The sequence below is a fragment of the Nostoc sp. TCL26-01 genome, from assembly GCF_013393945.1.
Taxonomy (GTDB): domain Bacteria; phylum Cyanobacteriota; class Cyanobacteriia; order Cyanobacteriales; family Nostocaceae; genus Trichormus.
On sequence record NZ_CP040297.1, the window covers coordinates 5,743,179 to 5,762,167 of the forward strand.

Below are 18,989 nucleotides of genomic sequence, written 5' to 3' on the forward strand. Positions count from 1 at the left end.
AACAATGCTAGCAAAACAAGAACACATTTCTCAACTTGTGGTGACTGCTGCACAAATGCGCGACATTGAAGCGCGCATCTTTGCAGCTGGAATGCCCGTAGCAGCTTTAATGGAAAAAGTAGCGGGATTAATTGCTAAACGTATTCAATCTCTGCTGCCTCCATCCTCTGTGCGTGTTGGTATCCTTGTCGGCCCCGGACACAATGGTGGTGATGCGTTAGTTGTGGCGCGGGAATTACACTTTTGTGGGTATGATGTTTGGATTTATGCCCCTTTTCATAAGTTCAAAGATTTAACATCACAACATTTACAATATGCCAAGAGTTTGGGAATTACTTGTGAGCAAAATATTGCCCAATTACCAGATTGTGATGTTTTAATTGATGGGTTGTTTGGCTTTGGTTTAGAAAGAACACTGACTGATCCCATCGCCTCAGCAATTAATCAGTTTAATCAGTGGCAAAAACCGATTATTAGTATTGATTTACCTTCAGGTTTGCACACCGATACAGGTGCAGTTTTAGGAACGGCAATTCGTGCCACCCATACTCTTTGTTTGGGTTTATGGAAAGTAGGATTATTACAAGATCAGGCTTTAGATTATATTGGTCAAGCTGAGTTAATTGATTTTGATATTCCCCTAGCTGATGTGCAAGCTGTTCTTCAAGACGCACCACAAGTTAAACGCATTACACCAGCAACAGCGCTGGCTACTTTGCCTTTACCTCGTCCTCCAGTCACCCATAAGTATAAAGAAGGACATTTGCTGTTAATTTGCGGTTCCCGACGTTATGCTGGTGGGGCAATTTTAACGGCTTTGGGTGCTAGAGGTAGCGGTGTGGGGATGTTGTCAATTGCTGTCCCCGAATCACTGAAACATCTTTTAGTGTCTCATTTGCCAGAGGCGTTGGTTATTGGTTGCCCAGAGACGGCCACAGGAGCGATCGCTCAATTACAATTACCAGAGAAGACAGACTTAAATTCTTTTAGTGCGATCGCCATTGGCCCTGGATTAACTCAAGATGCAACAAATGTAGTCCAACAAGTCATCGCCAGCGATCGCCCATTAATCCTCGATGCCGATGCTTTGAATATTTTAGCCCAGATGGGAGCAAGCACCACATTACAAAAACGTCCAGCTACCACCGTACTCACACCCCACACCGGTGAATTTCAACGCCTATTTCCTGATATCCCCGATGCCAAAGACGAGAGAATCGCCGCAGTCAGGGAAGCCGCAGCTCAAAGTAGAGCAGTAGTTTTACTTAAAGGTGCAAGAACTGCCATCGCTAACCCCCAGGGTTCAGTGTGGATTAATCCTGAAAGTACCCCAGCTTTAGCCCGTGGTGGTAGTGGGGATGTGTTAACAGGGCTTTTAGGGGGATTGTTAGCCCAAGGCATGAATAAACAAATACCCGTAGAAGATATTGTTGCTACTGCTGCTTGGTGGCACTCTCAAGCAGGTATTTTAGCTGCTCAAGAGCGTACAGAGTTAGGTGTAGATGCGTTTACATTGACACAGTACTTGTGGAAAGTGATTGTGTCAGGCTGCTGATCTACTAGCCAGCAAAGTCGAAATTTGACTTTCCACTTCCGGGCGATCGCTGGCTTGGGGATTGAGTCTTAGATAAGTTTGGAGATTCTCTAGGGCATCATCCAAGCGTCCCAAGGACATGAAAGCGACTGCGCGGTTTTGGTACAAATCAGGATTTTCTGGTGATAATAAAATCGCTTGATTTAGGTCTGTTAGCGCTGCTGACAGGTGTCCTAGCTGGTAATGCAAAATGGCTCTATTGGCTAAAAGCATCGGTTGGTCGGCATTTAAACCCAGTGCCACGTTATAATCTATCAGGGCTGCTTCAGGTTGTTCTAAGACCTCGAAGGCTTCAGCACGACCGATGAGTGCGGCTTGTGTATGAGGATTTAAATCCAAAGCTACAGAATAAGCAGCGATCGCTTCTGCCATTTTCCCCTGGCGGCGATAGCATAATCCCAAGTTCATCCACACTTCGGCATAGGGTGGACTCAAGTCAATGGCTTGATGGTAATCTCGTACAGCTTCATCCAGACGACCTAATTTTAAATAGACGTTGCCGCGCTCATTGTAATATTCGGAATAATTTTGATCCATAGCGATCGCTTCTGTGTAATGGGCGATGGCATCTTCGTAAGGCCCCGTGACAGCGTAAACTTTAGCGATGTTATACAGCAAAACTGAGCGATGTAGGCGGTGTTTGTCTGGCGGCAAATGTTGATTGAGACGGGCAAATGCTTGTTGACAAAGAGCGATCGCTTCTGCTGGTCTACCTTGACGATGACGCACATATGCTAACCCATTCATCGTAAAGGAGGTGTAGAAATGTTTGTCTCCTGCTGGTAAATCCAGACTAGGTAAAGTTGCTAAACCCAGTTCTAAATATTCTACTGCCTTGTGCAAATCGTGATTTTGCAAGTAGCGAGAGTAGAGCATAGCCATCACATAATATATCCGCACTCTTTGCCGAGGATCATGGATTTTACCTAAAGCTTCTACCTCTAATACTTGTTGCGCCTCGGCTAAATTTCCTGTCGCTGTATAGCAGCCAAAAAGATTACCTACCAAATTCCAGCGCACTTCGCTATCTTCACCACAAATTTCATCAAGATGAGCTAATACTGGTTGACTATATACTAAGGCTTCCTGATAAAACCCATAGTGATTATAAAGTCCTATGGCATAGGCTTGTAACTTTAAAGCCTTCTGTGGCTGATCGCTCAATAGCCAATAACGAATTAATTTCGGTAAATATATTTCTCTTTCTAGAGCATCATTTCTGATGCGTTCTTCCAGTGACATGGCTAACTTGGTCATTTCCTCTGGTGAGACTGGAGTCTCCGGTTCAGGGGGAAAGTCGCAACGCACCCCTTTTCCTAAAACCTGCACAGCAAATTGACTAGTTACAGTTTCCTCAGTTCCTGGATCAGTAGCAATTAATAATGTTAAATTCAATTGCTGACCACGACGACGGATTAACTCAGTAAAAAACATCCTTGCTAATGCACCAGCCTGATGAAAGCGATCGCAACTAATTACCCAAGGCGAGCGATCGGTCTGCTGATACCAAGCCGCTAACAAATCAATTAATCCATGTACAATCCGATAAGCTCGGTCAATGGGATAGTTACGCACACTCTCTTCAGCTTCAGCTGTGTCTGTCAAATTGGGGTTCCTGACAGTAATCTGGCGGCGTAATGTAGGCAAAACAATAGTTAATTCATAACTGTGTTTGTCAATTAATTCCGGTGCTTGGGCTTGGATTTCGGGCAGGATGGATGCAAACAAATCTTTAACACCAGCCCAGACTCCCTCTTCTTCAAAATCACAGTCGAGTAGCCAATTCTTCGCTCCCGCTTTTTGTGCCGCTTCCAACCACTGCTGTAAAATATGGTGACGTGAACGACCTGCTTCAGCTGCGAGGAAAATTACTTGACCAGTCCAATCTAGAGGTTGTATTAAATTACTATCTTGCCATTCCATAATTATTTACCTTTTTGACTTTTGCCCACTAATTATCCATAACCAAAAACCCATCATCTCAGGGACAAACATGAATCCGGCAATCAGGACATCTAAGCTGTTAAACTTAGCTCCATGTCTTAAATTCCCCAAAATTAACCCCAAATAGTTCCAAATCACCGGCACACCAATAAATATCAGAGAACTAAAAGCCACTACCCGACCTATCAGCCACACCAACGCATATATCCGAATCACCCTCATTTCCCGTGCGCTAATGTGAGACTGATCAATTTTGCGTATCCTGGGCAGAATTCGCGCCATCTGGTTACGTAGCCAGACTTCCGTATCTCTCATCAGACTCTTGCATCTCAAGAAATTAGCAATTACGTAGTAAAAGTCTGTCCGGACAAAGAAGTAACACTGCCAAAGTATCCCTAGTAGATAGGTGAGTAGAATCGCTTTAGTCAACTTCAGCCCTAGCAAAGGTAATTCGAGCCAACCATGATACTGGGCAAACAAAATCAAGATGAAAATCGCCGCACACACCCCATCTAGCAAAGGCCCAGCCAGTAATGGCAAGTAGCGCTGATTCCTGGGTACTCCCCAAATACCAGTCATATCTGTTTCTGCTACTAATATCCACAGGCGATGGCTAATTCCTAACCTGGATGAGACACCAACGGCTTTGGCAGCAACCAAATGCGCCATTTCGTGTAAAAATACTTTCACTAAGCCAGCCAGCATCAGCAGCAAACTCATCAATGCCCAATTTTCGGTGAAAAAGAAAGCATCCCAATTAGGTAAAATCGTGGGTGTCTGCCAAACTGCTAATAAAGCCACAGCCATCAGTACGCCACTACTAATTAACATTGGTCGGCTAAAGAATTTTTGTGCTAGCGATCGCGGAAAATTAGCAAAGTGATAGCGGCCTGAGTGAAAAAGTTTTTCCTGCTGCAAGCGAGTTGTTTCTGTCAAACCATCCGCCGCCAAAGAACTGACAAAGCCTCTATGCTCTAATAAGTCCAGCAAATCATCCAGATCAGGCACTTCACCATATTTCTGCTGATAAAATGACTGCACTTGTCCTACTGTCCAACCTGCTGCTAGCTTATCCAACAATTCCACAGCATCAATCGGCAAAACCAAATAAACAGCAATGTCCGGTCTTCCAATGACCACTTCGTTACCGTCAGGTTGTCGAGTGAAGGGATAAACGGCAACTAGCGTGTCAGTTACCCAACTACCCATGACTACTGATACCTCAGCTACTTCTCCATCTTGATGAGTTCAGAACTGTCGCCAGTCCTGAACCACATCTTTCGTCAGACTTTACAAGAATTGCTCATCGGTAATGGGTAAGTAATTCCTTCCAATTACCAATTACTAATTACCACTAGCACTTAGAAAGGCCAACCCGTACACAACCACCAAGGATAAGCGGCTGCTGCTGTTGTCTTCACTGTTTCTACTTCACGTACTTGAAACTTCTTCATGTTCAAGGATGTAGAGACAGGGGATTGAGTTTGAACTTGTGTGTTTTGCATGGTAATGTATTGTGAGGTAAAAATTGACAATCTAGGTTCGCTGTATTCAAAAATTGATTTGCGAACCTTTTACTATTGAAAACAAGTAAAGCTAAAAACTACTGAGTGACTTCGTTCGTTGTGCAAGTCTCAGATTAGAAAGCAAAAGGTAAGCACATCCACCAAGGATAACGTGCCGCTGCTGTTGTCTTCACAGTTTCTGCTTCCCGGACTGCAAATTTTTTCATCTTCAAAGTAGCAGGTGCGAAAGATTGAGCTTGTGTAGTTTCCATGATTAATTTCTCCGTAGTAAAAATTGACAACAGAGGTGTGCTGCAAAGTCAGCAGTTTTTCACCTCTTTTGTTTTTTCATCCGTCAAGTAAAAAGTTACGCAAACTGTTACATAACTTTATGTAGAGGCTTTTGTTGGGCAAAATTAGGTTCAATTAAAAAAATTTTGTATTTTACCATACATTAACGCGAATATACTGCTTCCAGCTTTGCTAAACATCAAGTTGTGCTAATATACAATTGGAGAAGTTGAGTTCGGTGATACGGATCTTGTTTTTAGAAATAACTGCAAGCGGCTCTCCGGATAAACATCTCTGCATCAATGGATTCTGGAGAGTTTCATGTCAATATACGTAGGGAACCTGTCCTACAACGTCACTCAAGACGACCTCACTAAAGTATTTTCCGATTACGGAGCAGTTACGCGCGTTCAGTTACCCACAGATAGGGAAACTGGGCGCGTTCGTGGTTTTGGTTTCGTAGAAATGGAATCATCAGCCGCAGAAGATGCGGCAATTCAGGCTTTAGATGGTGCAGAATGGATGGGGCGTGTAATGAAAGTTAATAAAGCTCGTCCACGGGAGGAGAGAAGCACTCGCTCCGGCGGTGGTAGTTGGGCAAAAAATAATGGTGGATACTCAGGACAATATTAAGTCTTGAGAAAATTTAGTATTTGCTGAAAATAAATCATTCCATAGTCAGCAGTTCAGTCAATGACTGAACTGCTTTTTCATGCAGATAATTATCGATTAAACCATTAATATCAAGTTACTAAGCATCTATTAATAGGTTATCATGATCATAGATACGGATGACAAACCAATAAAATTGAGATAATTGCAATACCGAATACTCAGCAGTTGAGGAATTAGCCTCTTGCCATAAAATATCAATATCATTGATGATATTGACACTAAAATAATGGGCAAAATAATGCCAGAGATTGATTCTCAGCTTTCTTGGCAGCCCAAACTAAAACTATGCTTCATTCTGGTTCCGAACGTGTTCAAAAATTACCACTACGTCTCATTTTAATTATTCCTTTTGTCATTCAAATTTTCGCCGCAGTTGGACTTGTCGGATATCTTTCTTTTAAGAATGGACAAAAAGCAGTTAATGTATTGGCTAACCAGTTAATGATGAAAGTAAATGGGCTAGTTACTCAACACTTAGATACTTATTTGGCTACACCGCATCAGATTAATCAAATCAATGTCCAGTCTATGAAGCTGGGAATGCTGAAATTAGAAAATTTTCAGACTACAGAGCGTTATTTTTGGCAAGAAATGCGAGTTTTTAATATTGGCTATATTAGCTTTGCTAATCCTCAAGGAGAATATATTGGTGTTGAACGCTTAGATAATGGTAACTTAATCATTAATACAGTTTCCCACAAAAAAGACAAAGAAAAACTTTATGTTTATACTACTGATAATCAAGGAAATCGACACCAACTCTTAGCAGTTAAAGATTATGATCCTCGTTTGGAAGCTTGGTATAGTGATGCAGTGAAAGTAGATAAACCTGTTTGGAGCCAAATTTACCAATGGGAAGATAAACCAGAAGTTTTGTCTGTAGCTGCGAGTTATCCACTGAAAAACAATAATAATCAATTGATTGGTGTGATTAGTGTGGATTTAATATTGTCACAGATTAGTAATTTTTTAACTAATTTAAAAATTGGTCAAACAGGGCAGGCTTTTATTGTAGAACGTTCTGGATTAATCGTGGCTTCTTCCACTGGAGAGCCACCATACAATATAATTAATGGTCAAGCACAAAGACTATCAGCCTTTAAAAGTAAAAATTATTTAATTCAAGAGACAGCAAATTATTTACAGCAAAAATTTGGGCAACTACAAAATATTCAACATAGTCAACAAGCTTCATTAGAATTGCAAGGTGAACCACATTTTGTGCAAGTAACACCTTGGCAAGACCAATTAGGTTTAGATTGGTTAGTAATAGTTGTTGTGCCTGAGCGCGACTTTATGGCACAAATTAATACTAACAACCGCACGACTATTTTACTGTGTTTGGCAGCGCTCACATTAGCCATAGTCATCGGTATCTACACTTCTCGGTGGATTACCCGTCCTATTTTACAACTAACTCAAGCAAGTAGTGCGATCGCCTCTGGTAACCTCGACCAAACAGTAGTAATTTCTAGTGTCCGAGAATTAAGTATTTTGTCCTCATCTTTTAATCAAATGGCAGGACAACTACGTGATACTTTTACTGCTTTAGAAAGGACTAATCAAGAATTAGAACAACGAGTCTTGGAACGCACAGCAGAAATTACAGCCGCTAAAGAAGCCGCCGATGCTGCTAACAGTGCCAAAAGTGAATTTTTGGCTAACATGAGTCATGAACTCCGCACTCCTCTCAATGGCATTCTCGGTTACGCTCAAATTCTCCAACTTGATCAAAATGCCACTGCACAGCAAATAAAAGGAGTGAATATTATTTATGAATGTGGTTCTCATTTACTAACTTTGATTAACGATATTTTAGATATTGCCAAAATTGAAGCCAGAAAACTAGAACTTAATCCCCAAGATTGTAATTTAGAAGACTTATTGTTGAGTGTTTGCGATATCTGCCGCATTAAAGCCGAGGAAAAAGCACTTGATTTTACTTTTAAAATGAATCAGCACATCTCCACAGCTATTTATGCTGATGAGAAACGTTTAAGGCAAGTTTTAATTAATCTTGTAGGTAATGCAATTAAGTTTACAGAAAAGGGAAATGTCACTTTTAGTGTAGAATTGGTTGACGATAATTCTAAAATATCAATTCCAGAGCCAAATCAGCAATTAACGATGGCTAAAATTAGATTTCAAATTGCAGATACAGGTATTGGGATGACGAGGGAGCAACTCCAAAAAATATTTCTCCCATTTGAGCAAGTCGGAGACAGTTTACACAAAGCTGCTGGCACAGGTTTAGGACTGACAATAAGTAGTCAAATTATAGAAATGATGGGTAGTCAAATTCAAGTTGATAGTATATATGGTCAAGGAACTAAGTTTTGGTTTGACCTAGATTTACCCATAATCAATACTGACTTACCTACTAAATCATCTCATGCCGATAAACATATTGTGGGATATGAAGGTCAGAAAAAAACCATTTTAGTTGTTGATGATATTTGGGAAAACCGTTCTATTATTGTCAAATTATTAATGGCGATTGGGTTTAATTTGGTTGAAGCTAGTAATGCACAAGAAGGTTTAGATCAAGCACATTTTTTTCAACCAGATTTAATTATTACTGATTTAGGAATGTCAGGAATTAATGGTTTTGAGATGATACAAACTTTACGCTCCTATGCAGAATTTCACGACACAGTGATTATTGCTTCTTCTGCCAGTGTATTTAACCACACACGCCAGCAAAGTCTCGATAGTGGTTGTAATGCTTTTCTCTCCAAGCCTGTGAAATTTGATGAATTGTTGGAGACTTTACAAAAACATCTCAATTTGATTTGGATTTATTCATCTGTCAATGATTATTCAGAGGAGGTTTACACAGATGTTAAGGAAATAATCTTTCCGCCTGTATCTGAGTTAGTGAGTTTATATCAAGCAGCCAAAACTGGTTATGTTGTTGGTATGCAAGAAGAAATTAACCGGATTCAACAAATAGATCGAAAATATGCAAATTTTGTAAATAAGGTATGTATGCTAATTAATGAGTTTGATGATGAAGCAATTGTAGAAATGATTCAACCTTATTTAAGTTATTAAATGTAATTTATAAAATTTGTTTTGATTTAATGACAAAACCCAACTGTATAATTACGATGTCTCACAGGATTATTAGATTGGCAATCTCATGACTCACTCGATTTTAATTGTAGATGATATCCCAACTAACATCAAGGTCTTATTTGAAATTCTCAATCAAGCTGGATTCAGAGTTTCTGTAGCCAAAAGTGGGCAAAGTGCTTTAGTTAAAGTTCAAGAATCATTACCTAATTTGATTTTATTAGATGTGATGATGCCAGGAATTGATGGTTTTGAAACTTGCCGTCGGCTAAAAGATAGTCCAAAAACAAAGGATATTCCCGTGATTTTTATGACAGCTCGCTCTGATACAGTTGATAAAGTCAAAGGGTTACAATTAGGAGCGGTTGACTATATTACCAAACCCATTGAAACTGAAGAAGTATTAGCAAGAATTAATCTTCACTTAGAACTGCGTCGGACTCAATTAAGGTTAGCTCAGGAAGAAAAAATGTCTACTTTGGGGCAATTAGTAGCAGGGATTGCCCACGAAATCAATAACCCGATCAATTTTGTCTATGGTAATCTAGTCCACGCTCAAAACTACATAACATCTTTATTAAAGTTAATTCATTTATACGAGATTCATACAGAGCAGATAATTCCAGAAATTCAAGCTTTCTCTAAAACTATTGAACTTGACTTTATTAAACAAGATTTACCCCATCTTTTATCTTCAATGACAATGGGAACAGAACGTGTTGAAGAAATTGTGCGATCGCTCCGTTTATTTTCTCGGTTAGATGATGGAGAATTTCAATTATTTAACTTACATCATGGAATTGATAGCACATTGATTATCTTAAGTAGCCGCATTAAAGCCACGCCCCAACACGATGCTATTAATATCATCAAAAAATATGGAAATTTGCCTTTAATTGAATGCTGTGCAGGGAAAATTAATCAAGTTTTTATGAATCTTTTATCTAATGCTATTGATGCAGTAGAAGAGTCATTTGAGCAGAACCCAACAGCAAATCACACTATTTATATTCGCACAGCAGTGACTAGTGACAAAAAGTCAATATCTGTAGAAATTACTGATGATGGTGTGGGAATGTCTTCTGAAGTTCGACAGAGGATATTTGAACAATTTTTTACGACTAAACCATTAGGTAAAGGTAATGGTTTAGGATTAGCGATCGCCTATGAAATTATTGTCGAAAAACACGGTGGTACTCTAGATGTAAAATCTTACCCAGGGCAAGGCACTCAGTTTTTAATTACTATTCCCATTCAACAGGTAGTTGTTTAATACAGAGTTGATTTTCCTAATAAATGGCTACGCTTTCTTTTGCGCCGAACTTGCTGCATTGGAAAAAATTTCTGATTTCTGTTTAGCTTGTTGATTTTGGTATCAATTATGGGAATTATAAGATAGTCCTCAACCAGTAAATTCATCATCAATATTTTAACATAACGTATAAATTTTTCTAAAAAATGCTTTATACATCAGCAGAAAATAATTTAATTTTAGTTGTAGATGATACTCTGACAAATCTAGAAATCATTTCCGAAGCCCTGGCTGAAGCAGGTTTTGTTGTAGTAACAGCAAACAATGGCGAGAAAGCACTCCAACAGGTGCAAATTAGATTACCAGATTTGATTTTATTAGATGTGATGATGCCGATAATGGATGGTTTTACCACCTGCAAACAGTTGAAGAGTAATCCAGCAACTCAAGATATTCCTATAATTTTCATGACGGCGATTACTGATACAAACAGTAAAGTTGATGCTTTAAGTTTAGGAGCAGTTGATTACATTACTAAGCCTTTTCACAAAGCAGAAGTATTAGCTCGTATTTCCACTCATCTACAACTGAGAAATTTGACTAAAACTTTAGAAAAACGAGTCTTAGAACGGACTAATGAACTTAACCAAACTTTACAAGAATTACAAGAATCACAACTGCAATTAATCCAACAAGAAAAAATGTCTGTGCTAGGACAATTAGTCATGGGAGTAGCTCATGAAATTAATAACCCAGTCAGTTGTATCTATGGCAATTTAGGTCATACTTTGACATATTTTCAGAATATCACTAAATTACTAAAACTCTATCAGCAATATTATCCTCATCCATCGCCAGAAATTCAAAACGAAATTATCGACATGGATTTAGAGTATGTATGTGCTGATTTGCCTAACTTAATCTTTTCGATGCAGGAAGGAATTCAGCGTATTCGAGAGATTAGCCATAGTCTACGGATTTTTTCTAGAGCCGATACAGAAAATAAAGTCCTCTTTAATATTCATGAAGGCATAGATAGTACCATTCTAATTCTTAAACACCGCTTGAAAGGTTGTGAAAACTATCCTGATATTGAAGTTTACAAAGATTATGGTGATTTAATCCCCATTAAATGCTTTCCTGGGCAACTCAACCAAGTATTTATGAACATCATATCTAACGCTATTGATGCTTTAGAAGAAGCAAATTCTGCGTATAAGATAGATAAAATAGCTACCCAAAATAATCAAATTACTATTCGGACAATGTTAAGTGAAAATGGGTATTATGTCTTAATTAAAATTAAAGATAATGGTTTAGGGATGTCAGAGGAAGTTAAACAAAAAATTTTTGATAATTTATTTACAACTAAACCAGTGGGAAAAGGCACAGGGTTGGGATTATCAATTGCTCGGCAAATCATTGTCCAAAAACATGGGGGTACACTGGAAGTTAATTCAGCCGTGGGTGAAGGCTCGGAATTTATCATCACTATTCCCATTGAGTAACCCTCTATGGTCAACTCTTTGAAACTCTCTTAACAATCAATTGGTGTAATAAGTGAATTTCCTGTTTGATTTGGGGAAATATATTGTTGTAGAGGTTGAGTTTCATAGAGTTAAATTGATGCTGAAAATAGTAGTAGCTCATAGCAACGACCCAGACTCCTTATTAGCTGTTCAAGAAGTGATTGGGCAATGTACAGATGCTCTTAAAGGTGACATTCCCCAAGCAGGAATTTTGTTTACAGCAATAGATTTTGATCACTGCCTCATACTACAACAAATTAACCAAGCATTCCCCAAAATTGATTTGATTGGTGGAACTACTGATGGAGAAATATCTTCAGTTTTGGAATTTCAGCAAGACTCAATAACTTTAATGTTATTCTGCTCAGATGAAGTAGAAATTCATGCAGGAGTCGGTCGTCAAGTTGCTGATGATCCTATTGCTGCAACCAAGCAAGCCGTAGAACAAGCAAAAGCCAAAAGTACTGCAACACCTCAATTATGCTTGACTCATCCAGAAAGTTTAACAATTAGTGGTGTGTCAATTTTAGACGGCTTAAAGCTGGCTTTGGGGGAAAAATTTCCCATATTTGGTGGATTAGCAGCAGATCAATCCAGATATCAAAATACTTACCAATTTTTCCAGACAGAAGTTCTCAGTGATGCTGTACCAATTCTTTTATTTTGTGGAAAAATTCTCTTTTCTCATGGTATAGCTAGTGGTTGGCTCCCTATTGGTAAAACTAGCACAATTACAAAAGTAGATAAAAATATAGTTTATGAAATCGATAATAAACCAGCTTTAGATTTCTATCGTTATTATTTAGATGAACTGCCACCTTCCATAGAATATCCTTTAGCTGTGTTTGCTCACAATGAAACGAGTTTTTATCTGAGAGCGCCAATTTCTTTTAATCCAGAAATAGGTAGTGTGACGTTCTTTGCAGATATTCCTGAGCAAGCCACGATTCAAATTTCTGAAGCTGGCAATCAAGATATTTTAGCTGCTTCTCAAGCTTCATTTATAACTGCTGTCAATAATTATCCAGGTATGGAACCAGCAGGGGTTTTGTTTTTTTCCTGTGCAGCGCGACGACAACTACTAGGAACAAAAACTCTCAAAGAGTATCAAAACACTAGAAATATTCTCAATACTGATTTACCTGCTTGTGGATTTTATTCTAATGGGGAAATTTCCCCTATAGAATCATCTGGTGAAACACAATTCCATAATGAGACTTTTGTCACTTTGATTTTAGGAACTCGTTAAATATTCATGGATAGTATGGATTGTCAGCAGGAAATTCAAAAACTAGAAAAATCTCATAGAGTCTTGCAAAAAAAGCTAGAACGCTCAGAATTAGACCTAGTTAAGTTAGAAGAAACTAATTCTAAGAAACAAGCTTTGCTGAAGAAAGTAATTGAGGAATTGCGAGAATCACAAGGACAGTTACAAGAAAAAAGCCAGGAACTAGAAAATACATTAATGAATCTGCGGACAATGCAAGATAAAATGTCAGCTTTAGGTGGTCTAGTGGCTGATGTCGCTCACGAAATCAATAACCCTGTAGGATTCATTGTCGGTAATTTAACTCCGGCGTTGGAGTATATTCATGATTTACTGCATTTAATTGATTTGTATCAGCATTACTATCCCCACCCAGTTGCAGAAATTAAAACAGAACTTTCAGAAAGGGATTTTGATTATGTCCGTGAGGATTTACCTAAGCTAATTGCCTCAATGAAGGAAGGGACTGACCGGATTAGCAATATTAGCAATAGCTTGCGAACTTTTTCCCGGACTGATACAGAACATAAATTATCATTTAATATTCATGAAAGTATCAACAGTACTCTTTTTATTCTCAAACATCGCTTAAAAAGTAATTCACTTCGTCCTGAAATCAAAATAGTGAAAAATTATGGAGAACTCCCGGCGATAAAATGTTTTCCTGGACAACTAAGTCAGGTATTTATGAATATTTTTGCTAATGCAATTGACGCTTTAGAAGAGTCAGTTGTCATTAATCAGTCTTCAGTAATCAATGATCATCAAGAATTGCCTATTAATCATCCTACAATTACGATTCAAACTACCCTAACTGCTTATAATAAGTCTGCTGTGATTCAAATTCGAGATAATGCTTTGGGAATGTCAGAAGAAGTCAAGTCAAGAATATTTGAACATTCCTATACGACGAAACCAGTGGGTAAAGGTACTGGTTTGGGTTTGGCGATCGCTCACCAAATTATTGTCCAAAAACACAAGGGAAGTCTAGAAGTCAATTCTACTTTAGGAGTAGGTTCTGAGTTTGTGATTACTCTGCCAATTGCCGGAGATTTTGAGGATGATGTGGCTATTCAATAAGTGCGACAGCATCTGACAAGCGATCGCAGGCTGCCGATGCTTTGACTTTGCACTCATTGTACACACCAAATTTTTAATTTGATGGGGTTCTTATACTCATTTATACTCCTTTGGAGAAGCAAGCTACATCCCCCAGTCACATAGAATTCAATTCTGAATTCTGGCCCCTGACTCCTGAATTCTATTTGATAACCCTGATGTTTATACAGTAGATACCAACCTTTTGATTCCCAGTCCTGAAATTTCCCATTAATTTTCTGAATTTTGTGGCATAAATTTAGTGAATGCGGGCGATATGTACATAGCAGCATTGATCACTGGGGATGAAAACTATGATTAACACCACTTACAAGCTAGACGATTTCGCCATTACGCTACCGATTTCTCAAATAGCACTGACAACAGCCCAACAGTTTGCCAGTCAACAGCCCAATTCAGCCAAAGCTGAACAAGTCCGGCTGAATACTCTAGCTGTAGCGGTAGTCAATGACTATTTACAGATGATGGAAATTCCTACCAATCTGACAGCTAGCGATAGTTGGAATCCTGTAATGCAGCTTTGTGCAGATGTGGCTGATCTAGAAATTCCTTCAGTTGGTCTTTTAGAGTGCCGCCCTGTCAAGTCGCATGAACAGGTATGTTCTGTTCCTCCAGAAACTTGGGAGGAAAGAGTAGGTTATGTAATTGTACAAGTTGATGAAGACCTCAAGGAAGCTAAGTTGTTAGGTTTTACAAAAAAAGTCGCAACTGAAACATTAACTTTCAATCAACTACAACCGATAGAAGCATTAATTGATTGTCTGGGGCAATTGAGAACCTCCCCAATAGATACTCTGGTGAACTTAAGCCAGTGGTTAGTTGGTCAATTTGAGACTGGCTGGGAAACCCTAGAAACTTTGTGGAATTCACCTATAGCTAGATCAGCATACGCTTTTCGTAGCCCAATGGCTACTTCCGAAGCAGTGGCTAATCAAGCAGAAGCATTTACCAGAAGGGCAAAACTGATTGATTTGAGTATTAAAGTTGGTACTCAACCCGTGATGTTGATTGTGGAAATCGCTCCCGATGCCAACCAACAAACCAATGTCCGCTTGCAACTACATTCTACAGGTAATCAGATTTATTTACCCACAGGACTAGAACTGAAAGTATTAGACCACTCTGGTTCTGTCTTTTTAGAAGCTCAAGCCAGAAGTGCAGATAATTACCTACAATTACAGTTTCGTGGGGAACTCCAAGAACAATTTAGTATTCAGGTAGCATTAGATGGTATGAGTATTACAGAGAACTTTGTCATCTAGAGTATCTAAGGTTTTGAGGTTTGTGAGTAATTGCTAACGAGAACAAGTAATTGAATAATTATCTGTACAAAATTCAAGCCTTAGTTGCTTGAATTGTGCGTTAGTCGAGAAGTCTGGGAGACTCAGAACTTCTGGGATGTGGCATCGGAGCAAAGCGACGGTTATGGCAAAGTTGGTGGTGCTGAAATTCGGAGATGGTAGTTTTGATCAGGGGTTTACAGTAACTCTGCAAATCGGCGAAGAACGCGATCGCCCAGAAACAGAAATTACTGGCAAACTGCCTCCCTGCCCAGAAATGCTGCTTTATTATACCCGTTGGCAATCTGCCTATCTCCAGCTTGGTAATCGTTATCGTTTAGATGCCGATCAAATTCAAGTCACCAATGTCTCAGTCACTCAAGATTGTTACGAACTAGCCATAATTGTCCGGGAACGGTTTAATAGTTGGTTGCAAACAGAAGAATTTCGCCCTCTCAGGGAAAAATGGCTGGAAAAATTACAGCCTACAGAGGAAATTCGTGTAATTCTTCAATCAGAAAATAACCAATTGCAAAGACTCCCTTGGCACATCTGGGACTTACTAGAACGTTACCCAAAGGCAGAAATTGCCCTCTCATCACCCAGCTATGAACGTATTTACAAGCCCCGCACCACCCATTCATCAGTAAACATTTTGGCAATTGTGGGTAATAGTCAGGGAATTGATACCCAGGCGGATCAAGCAATGCTGCAACAATGCCGTAACGCTGATGTCAGCTTTCTGGTAGAACCACAACGCAAAGAATTGACTGATTCTCTTTGGGGTAAACACTGGGATATATTGTTTTTCGCCGGACACAGTTCTAGTCAAGGAAATAATGGTGTTGGCAAAATCTATCTGAATAAAACCGATAGTCTCAGCATTAATGAGTTAAAGTATGCCCTCAAACAAGCCATAGAACGAGGTTTACAACTAGCAATTTTCAATTCCTGTGATGGATTGGGACTGGCGCGAGAACTGGCAGATTTAAATATTCCCCAAATAATTGTCATGCGCGAACCTGTTCCCGATCAGGTAGCCCAAGAGTTTTTGAAATATTTTCTTCAAAGTTTTGCCAGTGGTGAATCCTTATACCAAGCAGTCCGCCACGGACGAGAAAGGCTACAAGGATTAGAAGATAGATTTCCCTGTGCGACTTGGCTACCAGTGATTTGTCAAAATCCTGCCCAAATACCCCTAACTTGGGAAGAATTAACCGAACCGCTAACAGAACTTATTACCACTATCCAACCCATTACCAAAAAACGGGGATGGAAACGGGCAGCTTTCTCTAGTGTGGTAGTGACGGCTGTGGTTTGTGGGTTGAGGTTTTTGGGAGGGTTACAGACTTTTGAACTCCAAGCCTTTGATCAGATGATGCGATCGCGCCCCGATGAGGGCCCCGATTCTCGCCTGTTGATAGTGACAATTGACGATGAAGACTTAGCAGCCCAACGCCGGAATGGCGAAGTATTAAAAGGAACTTCTCTTTCAGATAAATCTCTCAACCAACTGTTGACAAAACTGGCACAATACCAACCTAAAGCTATTGGTTTAGACATTTATCGTGATTTTCCAGCAGAACCATCAGATTTAAAAGCTAGATTACAACAAACTCAAAATTTAGTAGGCATATGTAAGGGCAGTGACACCAGTGCCAATGTTAAAGGCATTGAACCACCACCAGAAATCCCCAAAGCCCAGCTAGGATTCAGCGATTTTGTTCATGATAACGATGGTGTAGTGCGGCGACATCTCCTGTTTATGAAACAAGAGACAGCATCTTTATGTTCTGCCTCTTATGCCTTTAGTACCCAATTGGCTTTTCGCTATCTCTCGTCTTTGGGTATTAAAACAACATTTACTTCTGATGAATCTGTGAAAAATTTACAGATGGGCAAAATCGTGTTTCATCGCCTATCACCCCGCGTTTCTGGTTATCAAGGTATTGATGCCAATGGTGGGCAAATTCTCCTCAACTATCGTGCATCGAGAAAAATTGCTGAACAAGTTTCACTCACTCAGTTATTATCTAGTCCCATAAATCCTGATGCCATTAAAGACAAGATTGTCTTGATTGGTGTGGTATCCAGAGGGGATTTTCCCGACTACTGGGGAACACCCTATGGCAGTTTATTAGACGAACAAATGCCTGGGGTGATGGTACAAGCCCACATGGTAAGTCAAATTATCAATGCTGTTTTAACCAATCGCCCACTGTTACGGGGTTGGTTACCTGTGTTTGATGTCTTATGGATTTGGGGTTGGGCTGGGGTAGGGAGTTTCCTGGCTTGGCAATGGCGTTTGTTACCCAAGTTGGCATTAATGGTTGGTGTAAGTTCTGGAGTTCTCTATTTTCTATGCCTGATGTTATTAGTCAGAGGCTTATGGGTTCCCTTTGTCCCATCAGCATTATCTCTAGTGACGACAGTTACTGTAGTCTCAATTCAAATTTCCAGACTAAAGAGGTGAGTGATGAGTGCTGTTAGCGGTAGCGCGGCGTTTAGCCGGTGCTGAGTAGTTATTAATTATTCTTCTCTGCTGTCTTAACCTCTAATCCCTACTGTATTTATTTTTGTTTACTTAGTTTATTTTAAAATCCATGAAATTATTACTTGCCTTAACTATCTGCTATACCTGTTTCTTCGCTAGTCAAACCTGGGTTTTAGCAAAATCAAATTCTGTAAATTCAGTTCAACCACATAACACTAATCGTCCTGGTACGGTTAATCCTACTCAAAAGGTAAGTAATGAACCGCCACCTACACCATCAGGAGAATCACCTCCAGGTGGTAGAGTTCGTGGTGGTGCTAAACGAGGTACTTGTCCATCAGTCAAAACTGAACTGACAGCTTTAGTCCCCTTTACCCAGAATACACCTACGGTAACAAATGTCTTTGGCATGACAACCCAGGCACATCCAACATTTTTGTTTTATGTCCCATATGCCAAAAACACCACTTATCCAGCAGAATTTGTCTTGCAAGACCAAGAGTCAAATTCTGTCTACGAAAAAGCGATCGCCCTCCCAGAACAACCAGGAATTATCAGTATTTCTCTGCCGACAACTATTCCACCTTTGGCATTAAATAAACAATATCGTTGGTTTTTTAGTGTCTATTGTGACCAGCAAAAACAGTCACCCCCCATTTATGTTGAGGGTGTCATTAAACGAGTCAATCTGAATCAAGCAACAATTCAGCAACTACAAACAGCATCACCACTACAGCAATCCGCCATCTACATGAAGAATGGCATTTGGTTTGAAGCCCTAAATATACTGGCACAATTGCGGCGCAAAAATCCTCTAGATACAGCAGCCCAAGAACAATGGCAAAATTTACTCACCAGCATCAAGCTGGAAGATATTGCCGCCGAACAACTTCTAGATAAACCACAATAGTTACCGAAAATTCTTGTCAAGACGTAGCAATGCTACGTCTCTACTTTTTCGGAG

Annotated in this window: 14 protein-coding genes; 10 read left to right on the forward strand and 4 right to left on the reverse strand. The window is 39.5% G+C overall.

Annotated features, from left to right (window positions below):
- Positions 1-4: 4 nt before the first annotated feature.
- Positions 5-1,555: an NAD(P)H-hydrate dehydratase gene (locus FD725_RS24815; protein WP_179050611.1), complete on the forward strand. Its 1,551-nt coding sequence runs from the start codon at positions 5-7 to the stop codon at positions 1,553-1,555.
- Here FD725_RS24815 and FD725_RS24820 read toward each other — a convergent pair.
- The 4 genes from FD725_RS24820 to FD725_RS24835 all read right to left on the reverse strand — a co-directional run bounded on the left by FD725_RS24820 (position 1,544) and on the right by FD725_RS24835 (position 5,315).
- The gene (locus tag FD725_RS24820; RefSeq protein ID WP_179050612.1) at positions 1,544-3,517 is read right to left on the reverse strand and encodes a tetratricopeptide repeat protein; all 1,974 of its coding nucleotides are present in this window, start codon (positions 3,515-3,517) and stop codon (positions 1,544-1,546) included. The genes FD725_RS24815 and FD725_RS24820 overlap by 12 nt on opposite strands.
- A 6-nt stretch (positions 3,518-3,523) precedes the next feature.
- Entirely contained in the window at positions 3,524-4,747 is a 1,224-nt protein-coding gene (locus FD725_RS24825) for a hypothetical protein (protein WP_179050613.1), read from the reverse strand.
- Positions 4,748-4,899: 152 nt separating this feature from the next.
- Positions 4,900-5,043: a hypothetical protein gene (locus FD725_RS24830; protein ID WP_179050614.1), complete on the reverse strand. Its 144-nt coding sequence runs from the start codon at positions 5,041-5,043 to the stop codon at positions 4,900-4,902.
- A gap of 134 nt (positions 5,044-5,177) precedes the next feature.
- Positions 5,178-5,315 (reverse strand): hypothetical protein, encoded by a 138-nt coding sequence (locus FD725_RS24835; RefSeq protein WP_179050615.1) that lies wholly within the window; start codon positions 5,313-5,315, stop codon positions 5,178-5,180.
- 340 nt (positions 5,316-5,655) lie between these two features.
- On the opposite strand from FD725_RS24835, the gene FD725_RS24840 reads away from it, so the two are divergent.
- The 9 genes from FD725_RS24840 to FD725_RS24880 all read left to right on the forward strand — a co-directional run bounded on the left by FD725_RS24840 (position 5,656) and on the right by FD725_RS24880 (position 18,935).
- Positions 5,656-5,967 carry an RNA-binding protein gene (locus tag FD725_RS24840; RefSeq protein WP_179050616.1) on the forward strand — a complete coding sequence of 104 codons (312 nt, stop codon included), beginning with the start codon at positions 5,656-5,658 and terminating at the stop codon, positions 5,965-5,967.
- Positions 5,968-6,294: 327 nt separating this feature from the next.
- Positions 6,295-9,063, forward strand: coding sequence for a hybrid sensor histidine kinase/response regulator (locus tag FD725_RS24845; RefSeq protein WP_179050617.1), 2,769 nt, complete (start codon positions 6,295-6,297; stop codon positions 9,061-9,063).
- An 88-nt stretch (positions 9,064-9,151) separates the two neighbouring features.
- Complete coding sequence (locus tag FD725_RS24850) at positions 9,152-10,357, forward strand: sensor histidine kinase (RefSeq protein WP_372726690.1); 1,206 nt, start codon at positions 9,152-9,154, stop codon at positions 10,355-10,357.
- Between the two features lie 185 nt (positions 10,358-10,542).
- Positions 10,543-11,844, forward strand: coding sequence for a response regulator (locus tag FD725_RS24855; RefSeq protein ID WP_179050618.1), 1,302 nt, complete (start codon positions 10,543-10,545; stop codon positions 11,842-11,844).
- A 118-nt stretch (positions 11,845-11,962) separates the two neighbouring features.
- Positions 11,963-13,114: an FIST signal transduction protein gene (locus tag FD725_RS24860; RefSeq protein ID WP_179050619.1), complete on the forward strand. Its 1,152-nt coding sequence runs from the start codon at positions 11,963-11,965 to the stop codon at positions 13,112-13,114.
- A gap of 6 nt (positions 13,115-13,120) precedes the next feature.
- Positions 13,121-14,212, forward strand: a complete 1,092-nt coding sequence (locus FD725_RS24865; protein ID WP_256871745.1) for a sensor histidine kinase — start codon at positions 13,121-13,123, stop codon at positions 14,210-14,212.
- Between the two features lie 332 nt (positions 14,213-14,544).
- The gene (locus FD725_RS24870) at positions 14,545-15,513 is read left to right on the forward strand and encodes a DUF1822 family protein (protein ID WP_179050620.1); all 969 of its coding nucleotides are present in this window, start codon (positions 14,545-14,547) and stop codon (positions 15,511-15,513) included.
- Positions 15,514-15,676: 163 nt separating this feature from the next.
- Entirely contained in the window at positions 15,677-18,004 is a 2,328-nt protein-coding gene (locus FD725_RS24875; protein WP_179050621.1) for a CHASE2 domain-containing protein, read from the forward strand.
- 130 nt (positions 18,005-18,134) lie between these two features.
- Positions 18,135-18,935 (forward strand): DUF928 domain-containing protein, encoded by an 801-nt coding sequence (locus FD725_RS24880; protein WP_179050622.1) that lies wholly within the window; start codon positions 18,135-18,137, stop codon positions 18,933-18,935.
- The last annotated feature ends 54 nt before the right edge of the window (positions 18,936-18,989 follow it).

Excerpts from the sequence above, each read along its gene's own strand:
- FD725_RS24815 (WP_179050611.1), top strand. The coding sequence starts at position 5 with ATGCTAGCAAAACAAGAACACATTTCTCAACTTGTGGTGACTGCTGCA.
- FD725_RS24820 (WP_179050612.1), bottom strand. The coding sequence starts at position 3,517 with ATGGAATGGCAAGATAGTAATTTAATACAACCTCTAGATTGGACTGGT.
- FD725_RS24825 (WP_179050613.1), bottom strand. The coding sequence starts at position 4,747 with ATGGGTAGTTGGGTAACTGACACGCTAGTTGCCGTTTATCCCTTCACT.
- FD725_RS24830 (WP_179050614.1), bottom strand. The coding sequence starts at position 5,043 with ATGCAAAACACACAAGTTCAAACTCAATCCCCTGTCTCTACATCCTTG.
- FD725_RS24835 (WP_179050615.1), bottom strand. The coding sequence starts at position 5,315 with ATGGAAACTACACAAGCTCAATCTTTCGCACCTGCTACTTTGAAGATG.
- FD725_RS24840 (WP_179050616.1), top strand. The coding sequence starts at position 5,656 with ATGTCAATATACGTAGGGAACCTGTCCTACAACGTCACTCAAGACGAC.
- FD725_RS24845 (WP_179050617.1), top strand. The coding sequence starts at position 6,295 with ATGCTTCATTCTGGTTCCGAACGTGTTCAAAAATTACCACTACGTCTC.
- FD725_RS24850 (WP_372726690.1), top strand. The coding sequence starts at position 9,152 with ATGACTCACTCGATTTTAATTGTAGATGATATCCCAACTAACATCAAG.
- FD725_RS24855 (WP_179050618.1), top strand. The coding sequence starts at position 10,543 with ATGCTTTATACATCAGCAGAAAATAATTTAATTTTAGTTGTAGATGAT.
- FD725_RS24860 (WP_179050619.1), top strand. The coding sequence starts at position 11,963 with ATGCTGAAAATAGTAGTAGCTCATAGCAACGACCCAGACTCCTTATTA.
- FD725_RS24865 (WP_256871745.1), top strand. The coding sequence starts at position 13,121 with ATGGATAGTATGGATTGTCAGCAGGAAATTCAAAAACTAGAAAAATCT.
- FD725_RS24870 (WP_179050620.1), top strand. The coding sequence starts at position 14,545 with ATGATTAACACCACTTACAAGCTAGACGATTTCGCCATTACGCTACCG.
- FD725_RS24875 (WP_179050621.1), top strand. The coding sequence starts at position 15,677 with ATGGCAAAGTTGGTGGTGCTGAAATTCGGAGATGGTAGTTTTGATCAG.
- FD725_RS24880 (WP_179050622.1), top strand. The coding sequence starts at position 18,135 with ATGAAATTATTACTTGCCTTAACTATCTGCTATACCTGTTTCTTCGCT.